Below are 16,729 nucleotides of genomic sequence, written 5' to 3'. Positions count from 1 at the left end.
GCATTACACCGTTTTAGTTACTTTATTTAAGCCCGGAGGGGCATCAGGGTTTATCCCGCGGCTACGCGCAACAACTTCTACATCTAAATAAAAACGCTGTAATATTAACAGCGGTAAGATCCGCGCATGGGCGTCAATACCGCTATGATGCAATTGCACGATAGCAGCCCCCCGGCTGCGAACATCATCTATTTGATTACGATGCGCCGTCAGACTTTCGTCTTCAACGGTAACATCGACTATCGCAAACTGATTTTTTACCAGTGTTACCGGGCCATGTAAAAACTCCGCACTGGAAAAGGCTTCGGCATGAATACCACACACTTCTTTCAGTTTTAGCGCAATTTCACGCGATATAGCGTAACCCAAACCACGCCCCAAGACGACCAAGTGGGCAACCCGCTCTAGCGCATGTGCTGTTAATTGTTGTGGTAAAGCGATAGCCTGCTGCAGACTATCTGGTAGCTGCGCCACCGCTTGTTGCAATGCCACATTGCCTGACCAAACCGAAACCAGTTGCAAAATGGCACTTAAGGTTGCCAGATAGCTTTTTGTAGCCGCAACAGCTTTTTCCGCGCCAACATGCAGCGGTAAAGTAAAATGCGCCTGCTCGGCTAATGGCGATGTTGTATCATTAACCAGTGCCACCACCATGGCACCACTGCGCTTGGCCATGTCTACCTGGGCTAAAATATCGGGGCTGCGGCCTGATTGAGAAATAACCAAGACTAAAGCATCTTGTAACTGCAAAGACTTATTATACACACTGGCAATAGACGGAGCCGCTGCTGCGACCGGCAGACCTACCTCAATTTCAATAAGATACTTGGCAAATACGCCAGCATGATCTGACGAACCCCGGCCAACCATATAGACAAACTTAGGCGCGCGTTGGCGAATGTGTTCCACGACCTGTTGCACCGTTGCTGCATTAGCCGCAAGTTGCTCTGCAATACGTTGAGGGGCTTCTGTGGCTTCCAACGCCATAATACTGTTGTTCATTGATCAATACCTATAACGACTTGGCGATAGATTGCGCCTGATTTTGCTGATGAGCAAACCAGATCGCACCGAGTTCCGGCTCTTGTAAGGCCGGAGTAACCTTTTGCTGCACTTTTGCAGGTAAATAGGGCAATATTTTTACTGCTAACCCACCAATAAATGACAGTCGGGGAGGATTAGTTGCTAATAACCGCTGTGCAATAGCAGTAATAAATGTAGCGCCCTGCTCCACAAGCTTTAAGGCTGAAGCATCCCCTGCTTCGGCAGCTGTAAACACCAGAGGAGCAAATTTTGCATAAGTGGTTGGTGTAGCGTGCATAAAATATGAAACCAGCCCCATACTGTCGTAAACTGCCAGCTCATTTAATAACAAGTTTGTCATCATTGTTGGTGGAGCTAGCCCATCCATGCTCAGTAACACCGTGTGTAATAACATCATGCCAAACCAGGCACCGCTGCCATTGTCGCCATAAGGGAAACCATGGCCACCCATTTCAGTGAGCACGCCATTGACAGACGATAAACCGCAAGACCCGGTTCCAACAATGACAACAGCACCATCCTGTCCCTGATGCGCGCCCACACAAGCAATGTGTAAATCGCTGGTAAGATATAAGCTTTGGAACGGATGTTGCCAGTCACTAAACAATTGAAAATACTTGGGAACATTAACACCTGCCAAGCCGGCGCCAGCAATTAAACGTGACATGTCATTGAATGACAAACCGGCACAGGTTAACGCCTGCTGAGTCGCGGCAAGAATAGAATCTGTCGCAATTTTCATACCCCGCAATGGATTGGCCGGGCCAGACAAGCCTTCGCCCAAAATTTGCTGATCTGACGACGCAATGACGACGCGACATTTACTGCCTCCTCCGTCAATCCCCAAATACAAAGGCGTATCAGCCTTCAGCATACTATTCATCCTTCTAATCCTGTTGCAAAAGTGTGCCTGACCTGAGCCTGCTCGCTTTACGCAGTCATTATTATTGCTGCATTTGTTTTACCACAAAATTGACAGCGTTGTCATTTTTGAAATTCAGCATATAATAATTCTGACAAATAACAAGTATCTTGTTTAAAAATCAAGCTGACTTTTTGTTTTTTCATTCAAAAAATAGTGATAAAAACTATTTTAATCATGCAGTTAAATGACAGATCAGAGTTGTTGTACTGTATAACAACACGGTAGGGTGCCCCCCCCAGCTGGCAGTAGCGGTTTCTAAGCCAGTATTAGATGAGGAGACATGTTTAATGCGATATATTATTTTGCTGCTGGCGCTATATTGTCAGTCTGTTTTGGCTGCCACCCACTTTAGTCAACAAGCACTGGCTGATTTTGCCAGTAAAAGCACCTTAAATTTTTCGGTGGTGTCCAATCAGCTGGATCAACCCATGCGATTCAACGCCAAAATTACGTTGGATAATAACTCTGAACAGGCATTACCTGCAGGGATATCAGACTGGCACATTTACTTCCACTTGATTCGCCACATTGAAACGGTAGAACTCGAGGGCGTTAAAATTGAACACGTGCAAGGCGATTTACATCGCATAAGCCCGACAGAAAGCTTTAAGGGGTTGGCGCCTCACCAGCAGCTAAATCTACCCTTTAGCTCGGCACCATGGTTAGTCAGCTACAGTGACTTTATGCCACGTGCATTTATTGTTGCAGATCAGTTGCAGGCAGAAGTATTTGCCAATACCAATACGGAGGATTTTAGTCATTTCGTAAAACCTCTGACAGAACCCCAGCAGTTGCTGCGTAACTTTGATGAACCTGATCAAGTACCAATAGTCAACGCGGCCTCACGGTTTGCTTACAACACGACATTAGCCCCTGCTACGTTAGATATTGACGTCAGTACAGCCATTATACCAACGCCGCTAAGCGCTTCTTTTAGCCGAGAGACCATACAGCTTAATAGCACTTGGCAGCTACAATTTGACTCTGAACTGGCTGCAGAAGCATCTTATTTACAGCAGCAGTTAATACAACTGGGCGTTACACTTAATACGGCAAAAGCTGATGCAAATGACACTACGCCAAAGTTATTTCTCAAACTGGATAAGAGCTTAAAACTAGGTGCTGAAGGCTATCAATTAAGCATAAAACCAGCCCAAATAAACCTCCACGGCAAAGACCGAGCGGGGACTTTTTATGCGATACAATCGCTTTTATCGTTAGCACAGCACTCTGAAAATAAACTGACGCTACCCGTTGGCAAAATTAATGACCAACCACGAGCATCGTGGCGAGGCATGCACTACGACATGGCGCGGAATTTTCATGGCAAAGATGTCACGATGCGGCTAATTGACCAGATGGCACGCTATAAATTAAACAAGCTGCATGTGCATCTGACAGAAGATGAAGGCTGGCGATTACAAATACCGGGCTTACCTGAACTTACCGATATTGGTGCAAAACGGTGTTTTGATTTAACCGAACAGCACTGCTTGCTGACTCAGTTAGGCACCGGCCCAAATATTGATGGAACAGGCAACGGTTACTACAGCACCACCGATTTTATCGACATTTTACGCTATGCGGCAGAGCGTCACATTGAAGTGATCCCGGAAATAGATTTACCAGGGCATGCCCGCGCAGCAATAGTGTCGATGAAAGCCCGGTATAACCGATTAATGGCACAAGGCCAACGCGAAGCGGCAGAGCAATATTTGTTATCTGATGCCGCCGACACCTCCAGCTACCTTAGCGTGCAGAACTACAATGACAACTCAGCAAATGTTTGCCTGCCGTCAACCTACGCCTTTGTTGAGAAAGTCCTGCATGAACTGCAAGATATGTATAAACAGGCTGGAGTGCGCTTTAGTACCTACCATATGGGTGGCGATGAAGTAGCTAAAGGTTCGTGGTCAGGATCGCCGGCGTGTCAGTTACTGTTTAGCCAATCAGGTAATGGCATTAATACCGTAGACGATTTAAAACCTTACTTTGTCAGCAAAGTTGCTGCTATCACCAGGCAACGGGGTTTAGCGCTAGCTGGATGGGAAGATGGTTTAATGTATGACCAGCAAAATACCTTTGACCGCAGTCAGTTTAGTAACAACAACGTTATTGCTAATGCCTGGGATAATATTTGGGAATGGGGCGTTGCTGACCGTGCCTACCGCTTAGCAAATAACGGCTATCAGGTCGTTTTATCGCCCGGTACCCATTTATATTTTGACCACCCACATGAAGCCCACCCAGACGAACGCGGCTATTACTGGGCAACGCGTTTTATTGGTATTGATAAAGTGTTTGGTTTTATGCCAGATAACTTATATGCCAATGCCAGCACAACCCGAAGTGGAGCCCCCATTACTGACTTAGCTGCATTACTTGGCAGAGAGTTACCCGAATTACACCGGCCGGAAAATATTCTGGGTATTCAAGGACAGGTATGGAGTGAGACCATTAGGACTGCAGAGCAATTGGAGCAAATGATCTACCCTCGCCTATTGGCATTAGCAGAACGTGCCTGGCATAAAGCTGATTGGGAAACAACCAACAATGCCAGTAAACGAAAGCAAGACTGGCAACGTTTCGCGGCGCGTGTTGGCAAAGTGGAATTACACCGCTTAGCCAAAAACAACAGCAGCTTTTACTTACCACCGCCTGGTGCAACAAAAACAAACAACGGCTGGCAATTAAATACTGCATTACCTTTCCTAACAATAGAATGCTCAGTTAATCAAGGAAAAAACTGGCATAGCTGTACGTCATCGAATTTACAACAGAGCACGTTATGGTTACGCAGCCGCCATGGCAACATCGTCAGTCGTATCGTCAGCATTCAGGGTTAAACCTTCACAAAAAAAGCCAGCTAACCTAAGTTAGCTGGCAAACATACCCAAAAGATTGGCAAATAAAATACAACATCCTTGTCAGCTGATTCGAGCTATTACAACTACCGAAATAACCCAAGATGCGGGGAGAGATCTACAGGATCCAGCAATCCTCCTGCGGCCCTACGGTTAAAACATAACCGGACAAAGCAGTCACTGACAACGCTGTCATTTGGGATGATATGATTGTATTTTAACCAGGTCAATAAAAAGTTTAAATTTGACTGCCAATCATTAAGTAAGAGCAGGCAGCAGTGAAGTACTACTGCCTGATAGGAGCATTAACCCGCTTCAGCTATGCGCTTAACCAGTTTCTGAGTATGCTGTAGCGACATCAATTGCGCGTAAATAGCAGCCAAATAGCCGTTTTTACGTAATTCTAAAAACACATCATCACTAAGTTCGTTCAGCTTTTTCTCATCGACTAGAAAAATACCATTTATACGACGATCTTCGTTATTAACATTCAGCGTAAGCACTTGTTCGTGAATCAGCTCTAAACTCACCAGTCGCTCAACAAAGGTACGGGTCCGCTGTCCCATATCAACATATTCAGCCATCTGCTGCTTACGCTGAGTTAAAAATTCGCTCTCACTACCATCAGCATTAAACAGCTCGAATCCTTCGTCTGAACCAACACGCTCAGAACTCTCGTCTAAGCCGATTAACAAGCGCTCATTATCTGCCTGATCTCTGACCAACAATAACGGGTAGTGACGCACTGCACGTGGTACATAAAGCGCCTGCCACTTATTATCTTGTAAGAACAAGTTTTGCTTCGCCGCCAAGCCCAACATAGCAACTGGCTGATAAGTATCATTATTTTTAATAAATACAATTGGAAACTCAGCACCGGCAACAGCAAACTCGTGAACAACAACTGGCAACATGTGCTCATCGTTGATATGAGAAAAGACATTAGTATTATTAATTTTAGTCGTTGCGTGATGATTTTTGTCTAACGGCACTATTTTTTGTGTTGAAGTCATAAACTGCTCATTATTCTGTTCTAGGATTTGAAAAGTGCTGATGGCAATAATGTGGTTCTAATTCCATACGCCTTAAGCCACCAGCAGTGCGGGCTTATCATGCGCTAAGTCGGAAACAGGATCAACCACTGCATTATAAACACAGGGTTTGCGCGCAACAATACATTGAGTTTGCATAATATTTTGTTTATGCAATTACGTTTGACAACGTTGTCATATCGCTATACAACTCGTTACTACGAATATAAACACAACACACTACTACCTACTGTAGGAATTTCGTTGTTATGCTTGCATCGCTTTCGGCAGAAGAATCAGCAACTATCGCCACCGCGCAATTGGCATGGCGCCGCGGGCAGACTGACATAGCACAACAACAGCTTAAGACACTGCTGCAACAAGCCCCATACTGCCAGCCAGCCTATGAAATGATGTTTGCCTTACTAGGTTCTGCACGACAGTATCCAGCATTGTTGACGTTGGCAGAACATGCCAATAGCCTGATGCCACAATTTATTGCAGCAACCTTAGCGAAAGTGAATTGCCTGCGAGCGCTGCAACAGCATGAACGTGCCATCGCAGCACTAGCCCCGCTGCTAAAAACTGATGCGCCAAAGGCCGATTGGTTTATGCTTAAAGGCTTATTACTTAAAGAAATTGGTCAGTTTTCAATGGCACTTGTCAGCTTTAATCAGGCATTATCATTTGACGAAAAATTATACGAGGCCTATTGGTTGCGTGCTGACACCCTGAATAAACCCTCCAAGGTCGACATTAACCAGATGCAACAGCAACTGGAGCATTGCACCGATGATCGCGGTTATGCACAGCTTTGCTATGCGCTTGCCAGAGCGTTTGAAAAAAACCAAGATTTCAGTGAAATCTTTAGCTTTTTAACCCGCGGTGCTAATGCCAAACGTCGAACCTTACGCTTTAACATCGAGACAGATGTTGCTGAACATCAGCATATTGCCCGTGTTTTTAATAAAACAATAACCTCAACAGCAAACTCGCGGCAGATTTCAACCCCGGTGTTTATTTGCGGCCTGCCACGTTCAGGCACCACCTTGGTTGAGCAGATACTGTCAAGCCACCCGGATGTCAGCGCAGGTGATGAGCTATTTGAACTAGCACAAGCGACAGCTGATAGCCTACCGGCACAATTGAACCAGATTAAATTCCCATTGTGGGCAGAACATGCAGATACTGCCGTTTACCAAACAATAGGACAGCGCTATTTGCAGTTAACTGAACGTTTGCAAAAAACGCCCTACTTTACTGATAAAATGCCGTTAAATTACAAAGCTATAGGCGTTATTCGTCAGGCTTTACCACAAGCAAAAATTGTATACTGCCAGCGCCACCCGATGGACACTGTGTTCAGTTGCTATAAGCAGTTATTTGCCGACGGCATCGCTTTTAGCTATCAACTGGATGAACTGGCAAGCTACTACAGATCGCATCACAATTTAATGCAGCACTGGCTAGCGCTATATCCAAACGATATTATTGTGGTGACCTATGAGCAATTAGTCAGGCATCAAGAACGTGAAACACGTGAGTTATTGTGTCATTTAGGGCTATCGTGGGATCCAAGTTGCCTGCAATTTCATAAAAATAGTCGTGCCGTGTACACTGTAAGCAGTACTCAGGTTCGTAAGCCGTTGTATTCTCAGAGTATTGGATACTGGCAGCATTATGCTGAGCAGCTGCAGCCAGCGGCAACGCAACTGCAAGACCTTATTGACATTTATGAGCAAAGCTATGCGCTTTAAAGCTTTAAAACCGTTACTTCCCTGGCTACTTGCTTTAGGCGTTTTTTATGCTGTTTGGCTGTATTTGGTGTTGGGTTTGGGTTACTGGCAAGAAACTAAAGCACATTGGCCCATTGCGCTTGCAATGGCAATTGGTAGCTATGCCGCAGGGTCCACGCCTATGGGTGGCGGTACGGTAGGTTTTCCTGTGCTGGTACTGCTGTTTGACTTACCGGCAACCTTAGGACGTGATTTTAGTTTTGCGGTACAAGCTATCGGCATGACCAGCGCCAGCATTTTCATCCTGGCCCGGCGGCAGCCCATTGCCTGGGCCATGCTTAAAGGCGCTATGCTCGGCAGCTTAATAGGCACACCATTAGGCATTTGGTTTATTGCCCCTTATATACCTGAGTTATTGATTAAACTAGTGTTTGCTGTTGTCTGGGCCAGTTTTGGCTTATTGCATTTATATCGACTACAAGAAATTGCCCGGCACCATGGTATGACAGAGTTTAACGAGCGCTGGGATTTTCGTGCCGGCATTTGGATTGGTTTATTAGCGGGTAGTACAGTTGCAGCCGTAACGGGGGTTGGTATTGATATGGTGCTTTACACTGCGCTGGTACTGTTATGTCGCACAGATCTTAAAATCGCCATCCCCACCTCAGTAATTATTATGGCGTTCACCTCAGTACTGGGTGTCATTGTAAAAAACCTGACCACCGGCATGCAACCGGGCGTATTTGATAACTGGCTGGCTGCAGCACCTGTTGTGGCACTAGGTGCTCCCCTGGGCGTGTATATTGTGGCGCTGGTTGGCCGAAAACCAACATTACTTGTAGTGGCATTTTTATGTGTGCTGCAATTTATCTGGACCATGTATGCGGAATTTTCACGCCTTGGCGCCGTGGGTATTACCTTGTCGTTAATCGCGGTATTGCTATGCTTGCTTGGTTTTGAAAAGCTGCGGCAAAAAGGCGCATCACTAGTGCAATACCGGACACAAAGCTAGTTAAAACACGAATAGCAATATCGCACTATCCGCCAATACCGGCGAGATATTGCTGATGCGTCATGGTCATATTCAAGGCTTGCTGCACCCGCTGCTGCAACAGACTGAACGGCTTTTGTGCCGCATCACCCAACTGCATCTGCAATGCGGGATAGTGCTGCATACCATACAAAACAAAACGATAATTTTCATCGGTGAAGGTGGTGGCAAAACCGCCTGCTAAGTCATGATACTCACATATTTTGTGTTGCCACAGCGCCAGTTTTTCAACCAAACCATCACATGTTGCGGCAGTCTTGGCAGCGTTGCGCCAAAACTCGGTGTCGTCACGATTGGTCAAACAATAATGCAGCACAATAAACTGTTTTAAATCGTCATAAAAACCGTTCATTGTTTTGTTATAAGCATCACGCACAGGCTGTGCAATAACCCCGGTGTTTAAATGTGTGCCAAGTAAACGCGCCCCTAAATTTATCAAATGTAAGCCAGTTGATTCCAGTGGTTCAATAAAGCCACCTGACAAGCCTATCGCAATACAATTTCCCAGCCAAAACGCTTTACGACACCCTACTTTCATATGTAAATGGCGGGTTTTTAATACCTTTGACTCTGGCCCTAAAAACTCCCTTAGCTCTTGCTCAGCTTGCTCTGGGGTTAAACGGTTACCATCGTAGACGTAACCGGTGCCCTGACGTGACGATAAATCAATTTGCCACACCCAGCCATTGCTCAACGCGGTTGCCGTGGTGTAAGGCTTAGGCGTATACCCTTCGCCATGTTCGCGCTGCAACGCCACAGCACGGTTACAAGGCAAGGCATCGGCAAAGCTCTGCCAATTATCCTTTTGTAACGATTCAATCAACAGGCCAGAGAAGCCCGTAGCATCAATAAACACATCGGCGGTGTAAGTATTGCTGCAAGAGCATACTGCCGATATATTGCCATCAGAGGTAATAACGCGGCTAATGGTATCCTCGATATAGTTAACGCCGGCATCGATGGCATGTTCACGCAGATAGCGAGCCATCAAAACCGCATCCAGGTGATAGCCATAAGGTACAACGCCCTGATAAGGTAGCGAGCGCTCAGCTTTAGGGCTCTTTAGCGATTTAATCAGGTGAGCACTTAAGCTCACACCTTCATCGTAACGCTCTTGTTTGTAACGGGCGGTGAGTAACCAACTGCTTGAGATATCTATATCTTGTCCCAGTTGCTGCTGCTCAAACGGATGAAAATACTCGTGCATCTGCCCCTGCACCGGTTGCATCCAGTTGCGAAACAAAATACCGGTTTTTAACGTACCATGTGAACGCCGCATCAGTTCCGCTTCGTCCAGCCCCATGGCGGCAAAGAAGTAACGAATACTATGCACCGTAGCTTCACCCACACCGATAATGCCGATATCAGGGCTTTCGATTACGCTGATAGCAAAGTTTATCTGCTGACTGTTAAAGTACTTATTCAGATAGATCGCCGTCATCCAGCCTGCAGCGCCGCCGCCAACAATGGTGAGTTTTTTTGCTGTTTGCATAGTTATTTTATTCTTCGCTTAGTTTGTTCTTCGCATAGTTTATTGTTCGTATCGCCAAGTTATTCCCAATGCAACCTTAATTAGATAGCAGACAGCCCATATTGCTTAATGCGCTCAATTAATTGGCGATGTGGCAATAATACCTGCAGGGCTTGCTTTAAATACTGTTGATTGCTGGCAACTAACTGCGACGCACGTTCATGTTGCACTAACCGGTGACGCAGCATGCTAATGTCAGTATCAAAGTGCATGCCGTAAAGCACATACAAATAATTGTCGACATGGAAAATATCGAACCGGCCTGGGAAATCGTAAGCACTGGGTACCTGACACCGCCACTGCGCTAACTTATGTTGCAAACTAAGCGGAATGGTATTTTCATCACGATTGTCACGCCAAAATGCGCTGTCTTGTCGGTCAGATAAACAGTAATGCAGTTTAATAAAATCAATAACATTGTCCCAGGCACTGCGCACATGCTGATTAAACCGCGCCGCCGCGAGGCCAAACTGCTGAGAGTGCGCGGGTAAGGTATCGGCCAGCATTCGGGCACAGGCGTCATACACCAATAGCCCCGTCGCTTCTAGCGGCTCGACAAAACCTTGTGACAAACCAATCGCCACACAATTTTTTTGCCAAAAGTGCTCGCGATACCCTACATGCATTGGGATTTGCCGGTAACTTAGTGCATCGGCGCCTTTACCGATATAAGCCCGTAAAGCCGTTTCCGCTTCAGCGCTACTGCAGTATTTACTACTATAAACATATCCCACACCACGGCGTGTAGGCAGGCCTATATCCCAAATCCAGCCCGCAGATTGTGCTGTTGCCAATGTACTACTGGCAATGGGCGCCGAGGGATCGGTGTAAGGTACCTGTACCGCAATCGCACTATCACAAAACAACACGTCGTTTTTGGCAATAAATTTTACGCCCAGCGCCTGGCCAATTAACAAGGCCTGAAAACCGCTGCAGTCAACATATAAATCGGCTGTTAGCTTGCCCGCTGTGTCGGTGTCTATAGCTGCAATAGCACCATCTGCGCTAGTTTCAACCTGCTTTACATTGGCTTTAATATGGTGCACACCCAGTACGTTAGTGCCATGTCGGGTAAGCAGTGCAGCAAACTTTGCTGCGTCTAAATGATACGCATAGTTAGTTACGCCATCATATTCTGGCTGGGTAATCAGCTTGGGAGCCAAACCAAGATCACAAATCCGGCTTTGGATACCCAGAGTATCAGCATAAGACTGCTGACGTTGGGACAGCAGCCAATAAGGTGTCAGTTTAAAGTCTTGCCGCTCAGGGTAATCAAATACATGATGGTAGTAATGCGTTTTTCCTGCGGTAGGTGCCATCCAATCGACAAAGCGGATACTTTGCTTAAAAGTGGCATCGCAATGGCGAATTAAATCGGTTTCACTGATACCAAGATACTGCAAACTCTGCCGGATAGCGGGCACGGTGCCCTCGCCCACACCAATGGTCGGAATGTCAGGTGACTCAACTAATGTCACCTGAACCGCAGTGTGTTCCTTACAGCTAAGCGCCTTTGCCAGGTGACACGCGGTTAACCAACCTGCCGTGCCGCCGCCAACCACTAAAATATGCTTTACGGCGCCATCAGCGCTTGCAGATGTTGTCATGGTTACTCGCCTTGCTTGGCAGCCTTTTTCACCAAGCGTTCAATATTACGTAGCGACATTAAATGCGCATAAATTGGCGCTAAAAAGCCACGCTGGCGTAAACTTGAAAAGCTGTCTGTGTCTAACGCATTAAGCTTATCTTCGTCTAGCAAATACAGACCGTTTAATTCCTGCTTATTTTGTTGCACTGTCACGGTTAGCTTCTGTGGCGCGAGCAAGTTTAGTTCGGTGAGGCTGGTTATAAAGGCAGCGGTAACTTGGGTGAATTTTAAAAAGTCGGCTAGTTTTTGCTTACGTTGTTGTAAAAAGTGTGTTTCGTTACCGTCAGCATCAAACAAGGCGTCACCTTCACTGGCATTCAATAAGGTAGAACTCTCGTTAACGCCAACCAGCAATTGTTGCTCATCATTAGGATCTTGGATCAGCAATAAAGGATAATTACGCACCACCAGAGGCACGGCATCAGCTTGCCAGCCCTTCTCACTAAAATAGAGATTTTGCCCTGTGTTTAGCCCTGTTAGCAACACCGACTGAAATGCGCCAGTTTCCGCATTTTTGACAAACACAATGGCATACTCTAATGCCAAAGCTGTAAATTCATGCACGACCACAGGCAATAAATGTTCTGTTTTAACCTGAGGATAACGTGTATCGCTTGCCAGCTTAAACGTACCATGCACTTCTTTTGTTAAGGGGGTAATAGCGTTCATACTTCGCGCTCTTGTTCTTCACAGGTATGAATAACATACACTGTTGCGTATAGATGAAAAAGGGAAGTGCATGCACTTCCCTCGTTATTCACTTAGCAGTTTCCGTTAAAAACGGAAACTTGCACCTACAGAAATACGGCGCGCTAAGTCATATTGAAACACAGGGAACTGCCAGGCAAAACCATTGTAGTTGTTGCCTGCAGCGCTGCGGTTCTGACCAATTTGCTTAGACCCTTCTTCCAGTAAATTAACCGCATCGACTTTAATGTCGATATTGTCAGTGACTGACCAAACAATGCTCATATCCAACGAGCCATAATCATCGTGCAAGCGGTTACCATATGAGCCGGCTTCACGGATCATATATTCACTACGCCAGTTATATGACAAACGGGCCTGGAATACGTCATTTTCATAATAACCACTGAGGTTATATGAGTGACGCGAGCTGTCGCTCAGTACCGGGTTTAAATCGGCAAAGGTGTCGGCATCAGTTGATGTGTCGGTATAGGTATAGTTAACTATGCTACCAAAACCATTGCCGAAGTCTTGCTGATATTGTAATTCCATGCCCGTGATTTGAGCATCTTTACCGTTACCTTTCTCTTCAACTATCCAACCAAAGCCGCCCTCATCTTCACGTACCAGCTCAAATGGGATCTGATCGGGTGTTGCGGTGCTCGTGCTGATATTAACGAAGTTCTTCACATCTTTTGCAAACAAGGCTGCTGATAACAGCGAGTTGGCATTAAAGTACCATTCAATACCCAAATCGAACTGGTCGCCAACGAACGGTTTTAAACCAATGTTACCTACAATCCAACGCTGATTGTTTGGCACATCATCATCAATACCCATCACATTTGGGTTTACATACATATCAGCATACTGTGGACGTGCCATAACACGAGCTGCCGACGCTCGCACAATTACGTCCGGCGCAACATCAAACGCGATGTTAAAGCTTGGTAAGAATTCTGCGTAGTCAGCGCTGCTTGAACCCTGAACGCCATCTACGAAGTATGTCGATTTCGCATCGGTTGTAACATAACGCAGACCAAAGTTACCACGGATACCTTCAGTGCTGAATTTCGCCATCGCGTACATCGCGAAATTATCTTCATCAATTTCGCTGTACGCGCCTAAATCTTCAGTTTCACCAACAATACTAGAACGAGCCCACGCTTTTAACGCATCAGGATCAAACCGTATCATTTGGTAGTTTGCCGTACCAATGTCAAACGTACCGGTGTTTAAACCGTCGGTAGAAATAACCGGGTTAAAACCATCAGCCTGAATAAAATCAAATTTGCGACTCCAGGTATTGTGTTGCGATACCTTGGCGCCAAATTTAACGGCATTTATTGGGCCGTAATCTACGTCAAAAGTGATATCTGCCTGAGCATAGGTTTCTTCATCACTTTTTGGTGTACGATTAAAGTTGGCACCTGTCCCCATGGCTAACGTGCCCGGATCATAGTTTGTTAAATCGAAACCATTCACATCCCAGGTTTGTACATTACCGGTAAAGTCGTATGAGCCACCTGGAATCGGTGTGCCGCCAGTACCATCTTCCAACACCATTTCAAAATCAGTACCACCGGTAGAAGAGGTATCACCCAGCTGGAATTCAAGTAAGTAGTTCTCACCCTGATAATCTACTTTTAAATCGAAAACTTTCGATTTCATTGTCGCTTCACGCGGACGAGCCTGCCAAAATGCCACATTTAATGGGCCTTTAACCGGTGTTCTGGTATCTAAACCTGGGTAGGTTGTCCACGCTTCAGTCGCTGAAGTATCACCCCAGGTCGTATCTGCCTGGGTAAGCCATAAGGCGAAATTGGTATTGTTTGCTGCCATTTGCATATCCATGGCATTAAAAACAATGTTCAAAGCATCTGTTGGCCGATACTGAAAGGTTGCAGTTAGCGCGGTGCGTTCACGGTCTTGTTCAAAACCTACCGGACCTGCGCCCCACTGCCAGAAAGCTTCATTACCCTGGCGCTGCAGGCTGCGGTTTTGTAAAACGCCTGCGACTAACACACCAAAGGTTTCGTCATCGTTTTTCCAGCTACCTAAGCCAGAAAACATTGGGTCAGTCTCGCCTGAATCCGTTTGATATGCAGCTTCAACCGACGCATAAGCGGTCAGCGCGTCCAGATCAAGTGGCTTGCGGGTGTTAACAATAACCGTACCACCAACGCCACCTTCAGCTAAGTCAGCTTGAGAGCTTTTATAAACTTCCAAATCGCCAACTAATTCAGAAGGTAATAATTCATAGTTGAAGCTACGTTTTGCCGGTTCCAAAACAAACCAACCGGTAGAAGCCACATTCTGGCCGTTGAGAGTGGTAAGCGTTAAATCAAGACCTGCACCACGAATCGACACACCCGCGCCTTCACCAAACTGGCGCTGAATTGTGATACCTGGAATACGCTGCAGTGACTCCGCAACGTTCTTATCTGGAAATTTACCCAGATCTTCCGCAGTGATCATATCAACAGTGCCATCATTAAAACGCTTAGCGTTTAAGTTGGCTTCCTGTGATGCACGAATACCACGTATCTCGATTACTTCAACTTCTTGTGCTTTCTCAACTTCATCGGCGGCAAATGCTGGCATTGATAATGCTGCACTGCCCACCAACAAACCCAGTTTCACTGCTAAGGCACATTTATTTATTTTATTGTGCTGCATATGCTTCTCCCGTTCCTGATCTGTAATTTTGATGTTTCACTTCCCGGACACCCTATGACAACGCTGTCATTGGAAGTCAACATACACAAAAAAAATTACCATTGCAAACCAAATACGACGAAATTTTAAACGAAAATTGTAAGCGAAGCTGAACAATCATAATAAGGTAAGAAAAGCGGCCAAAGAATTAACACAGGTTGACATCACTCAACAAATTAAAAATTAAGTCATAAAAATCAACAATTTAAGTCATAGCCAAGCCATATTGGAGTGTCAGGTTGTATAAGCTAACGTATTTTTTTAAAATTAGTAATTGCCGTTTAGACAAAAAAAAGGTATCCATTAGTTCAAAACGATACAATTATTGACTAGCGCTGTCATACTTTCTCTAAGTTAAAGGCCGAACAGCGTAGTTATATACAGCACCGTCAGTTTCGGGGGGCAACTAACAGCATGAAAATAACCATCAATGATGTCGCACGCCACGCCGGCGTGTCCATTAAAACGGTATCCAGGGTAATGAACAATGAGCCCTCAGTACGAAAAGACACTATTGATAAGGTAATGGCTGCCGTTAATGCACTGCAATACCAACCGAATGCGGCAGCACGCAATTTGGCCAGTAGTCGCTCGTTCAGTATTGGTTATATTTACGATAACCCGAACGCCTATTACGTTATTGATATGCAGCGAGGCTTACTAGATGCCTGCCGTAAACATGGTTATGAACTCCTTATTCACCCCACCAATGCTAAATCACCCGATATCGTGCAGGAAGTTATCGATTTAGTGCAGCACTCTCGTTTAGCTGGGCTGGTATTAACACCGCCATTCTCAGAAATGCCCTCAATCGCAGCGGCGCTGGAAAAAATTGGTGTGCATTTTGTACGCATTATTTCCGGCTCTACGCCGTCGCCCAAGCTGAGTAACTGCGTGTTAATAGACGACTTTACTGCAGCATTTAAAATTACTAACCATTTGCTAGAGCTGGGCCACAGCGAAATTGCTTTTTTATGTGGTGACGAAGAGCATAGCTCCAGCGGTGAACGTTTAGCCGGGTATCAGGCCGCACTGGCCAAGCGAGGCATTGCCGCTAACCCTAAATTTATTGTACCGGGTAGCTATTCATTTGAATCGGGTGTGAAAGGCGCGCAAAAACTGATGGAACTGAGTAAAAAGCCCAGCGCCATTTTTGCCTGTAACGATGAAATTGCCGCAGGTGCCTTGTTTAGTGCCAGGCTGATGAATATTGCCATACCACAGCAATTGGCTATTGCCGGCTTTGAAAATAGCCCGTTTTCGCGCCAAACCTGGCCACCTCTAACTACGGCACACCAACCAAACGTTACCATAGCGCAACAAGCTGCCGAGTTGTTATTTCGTCATACCAAGCCCAACGCTACCAAGACGTTATCAGACAAACAACCAGTGTTTATTCCAGAGCTAGTGGTACGCGAGTCTACCGCTGTCAGCGAGTAATAAAAAACCGCACCTAAGTGTAATGCCGATCAGTTAAGAAATATTTTCCTGATC

At 45.8% G+C, this 16,729-nt stretch carries 11 protein-coding genes; 4 read left to right on the top strand and 7 right to left on the bottom strand.

The features are described from left to right. Nucleotides 1-3 precede the first annotated feature (3 nt). Nucleotides 4-1,002, bottom strand: coding sequence for a glucosamine-6-phosphate deaminase NagB-II (nagB-II, locus tag H595_RS0112130; protein WP_027671458.1), 999 nt, complete (start codon nucleotides 1,000-1,002; stop codon nucleotides 4-6). Between the two features lie 10 nt (nucleotides 1,003-1,012). Then, nucleotides 1,013-1,927 (bottom strand): N-acetylglucosamine kinase, encoded by a 915-nt coding sequence (nagK, locus tag H595_RS0112125; RefSeq protein WP_027671457.1) that lies wholly within the window; start codon nucleotides 1,925-1,927, stop codon nucleotides 1,013-1,015. Between the two features lie 329 nt (nucleotides 1,928-2,256). Between nagK and H595_RS0112115 the strand changes: the two genes are divergently transcribed. Then, complete coding sequence (locus tag H595_RS0112115; protein WP_027671456.1) at nucleotides 2,257-4,815, top strand: family 20 glycosylhydrolase; 2,559 nt, start codon at nucleotides 2,257-2,259, stop codon at nucleotides 4,813-4,815. A gap of 323 nt (nucleotides 4,816-5,138) precedes the next feature. Here the strand turns inward: H595_RS0112115 and H595_RS0112110 are convergent, their stop codons facing one another. Next, the gene (locus H595_RS0112110; protein WP_027671455.1) at nucleotides 5,139-5,846 is read right to left on the bottom strand and encodes a SapC family protein; all 708 of its coding nucleotides are present in this window, start codon (nucleotides 5,844-5,846) and stop codon (nucleotides 5,139-5,141) included. A gap of 287 nt (nucleotides 5,847-6,133) precedes the next feature. On the opposite strand from H595_RS0112110, the gene H595_RS0112100 reads away from it, so the two are divergent. Next, nucleotides 6,134-7,621, top strand: a complete 1,488-nt coding sequence (locus tag H595_RS0112100) for a tetratricopeptide repeat-containing sulfotransferase family protein (RefSeq protein ID WP_027671454.1) — start codon at nucleotides 6,134-6,136, stop codon at nucleotides 7,619-7,621. Then, the gene (locus H595_RS0112095) at nucleotides 7,611-8,612 is read left to right on the top strand and encodes a sulfite exporter TauE/SafE family protein (protein WP_027671453.1); all 1,002 of its coding nucleotides are present in this window, start codon (nucleotides 7,611-7,613) and stop codon (nucleotides 8,610-8,612) included. The genes H595_RS0112100 and H595_RS0112095 overlap by 11 nt, the downstream gene beginning before the upstream one ends. 25 nt (nucleotides 8,613-8,637) lie before the next feature. On the opposite strand, the gene H595_RS0112090 is transcribed toward H595_RS0112095, so the two are convergent. The 4 genes from H595_RS0112090 to H595_RS0112075 all read right to left on the bottom strand — a co-directional run bounded on the left by H595_RS0112090 (nucleotide 8,638) and on the right by H595_RS0112075 (nucleotide 15,196). Beyond that, on the bottom strand, nucleotides 8,638-10,143 hold the full coding sequence (locus tag H595_RS0112090) for a tryptophan halogenase family protein (protein WP_037054676.1): 1,506 nt from the start codon (nucleotides 10,141-10,143) through the stop codon (nucleotides 8,638-8,640). A gap of 80 nt (nucleotides 10,144-10,223) precedes the next feature. Beyond that, entirely contained in the window at nucleotides 10,224-11,789 is a 1,566-nt protein-coding gene (locus H595_RS0112085) for a tryptophan halogenase family protein (protein ID WP_027671451.1), read from the bottom strand. Between the two features lie 2 nt (nucleotides 11,790-11,791). Further along, nucleotides 11,792-12,499 (bottom strand): SapC family protein, encoded by a 708-nt coding sequence (locus H595_RS0112080; RefSeq protein WP_027671450.1) that lies wholly within the window; start codon nucleotides 12,497-12,499, stop codon nucleotides 11,792-11,794. A gap of 105 nt (nucleotides 12,500-12,604) precedes the next feature. Then, nucleotides 12,605-15,196, bottom strand: a complete 2,592-nt coding sequence (locus H595_RS0112075) for a TonB-dependent receptor (RefSeq protein WP_027671449.1) — start codon at nucleotides 15,194-15,196, stop codon at nucleotides 12,605-12,607. A 453-nt stretch (nucleotides 15,197-15,649) separates the two neighbouring features. Here H595_RS0112075 and H595_RS0112070 point away from each other — a divergent pair, with 453 nt between their 5' ends. Beyond that, nucleotides 15,650-16,675 carry a LacI family DNA-binding transcriptional regulator gene (locus H595_RS0112070; RefSeq protein ID WP_027671448.1) on the top strand — a complete coding sequence of 342 codons (1,026 nt, stop codon included), beginning with the start codon at nucleotides 15,650-15,652 and terminating at the stop codon, nucleotides 16,673-16,675. Nucleotides 16,676-16,729: the final 54 nt, after the last annotated feature.

The sequence above is a fragment of the Rheinheimera baltica DSM 14885 genome (assembly GCF_000425345.1).
Taxonomy (GTDB): Bacteria; Pseudomonadota; Gammaproteobacteria; order Enterobacterales; family Alteromonadaceae; genus Alishewanella; species Alishewanella baltica.
The sequence above is the reverse complement of the archived record's forward strand: the minus strand, read 5'-3'. Positions and strand labels throughout refer to the sequence as shown.

What these genes read in the sequence shown, in the direction of transcription:
- H595_RS0112095 (WP_027671453.1), top strand. Translation starts at nt 7,611, where the DNA reads ATGCGCTTTAAAGCTTTAAAACCGTTACTTCCCTGGCTACTTGCTTTA.
- H595_RS0112090 (WP_037054676.1), bottom strand. Translation starts at nt 10,143, where the DNA reads ATGCAAACAGCAAAAAAACTCACCATTGTTGGCGGCGGCGCTGCAGGC.
- H595_RS0112110 (WP_027671455.1), bottom strand. Translation starts at nt 5,846, where the DNA reads ATGACTTCAACACAAAAAATAGTGCCGTTAGACAAAAATCATCACGCA.
- nagB-II (WP_027671458.1), bottom strand. Translation starts at nt 1,002, where the DNA reads ATGAACAACAGTATTATGGCGTTGGAAGCCACAGAAGCCCCTCAACGT.
- H595_RS0112100 (WP_027671454.1), top strand. Translation starts at nt 6,134, where the DNA reads ATGCTTGCATCGCTTTCGGCAGAAGAATCAGCAACTATCGCCACCGCG.
- H595_RS0112070 (WP_027671448.1), top strand. Translation starts at nt 15,650, where the DNA reads ATGAAAATAACCATCAATGATGTCGCACGCCACGCCGGCGTGTCCATT.
- H595_RS0112115 (WP_027671456.1), top strand. Translation starts at nt 2,257, where the DNA reads ATGCGATATATTATTTTGCTGCTGGCGCTATATTGTCAGTCTGTTTTG.
- H595_RS0112085 (WP_027671451.1), bottom strand. Translation starts at nt 11,789, where the DNA reads ATGACAACATCTGCAAGCGCTGATGGCGCCGTAAAGCATATTTTAGTG.
- nagK (WP_027671457.1), bottom strand. Translation starts at nt 1,927, where the DNA reads ATGAATAGTATGCTGAAGGCTGATACGCCTTTGTATTTGGGGATTGAC.
- H595_RS0112075 (WP_027671449.1), bottom strand. Translation starts at nt 15,196, where the DNA reads ATGCAGCACAATAAAATAAATAAATGTGCCTTAGCAGTGAAACTGGGT.
- H595_RS0112080 (WP_027671450.1), bottom strand. Translation starts at nt 12,499, where the DNA reads ATGAACGCTATTACCCCCTTAACAAAAGAAGTGCATGGTACGTTTAAG.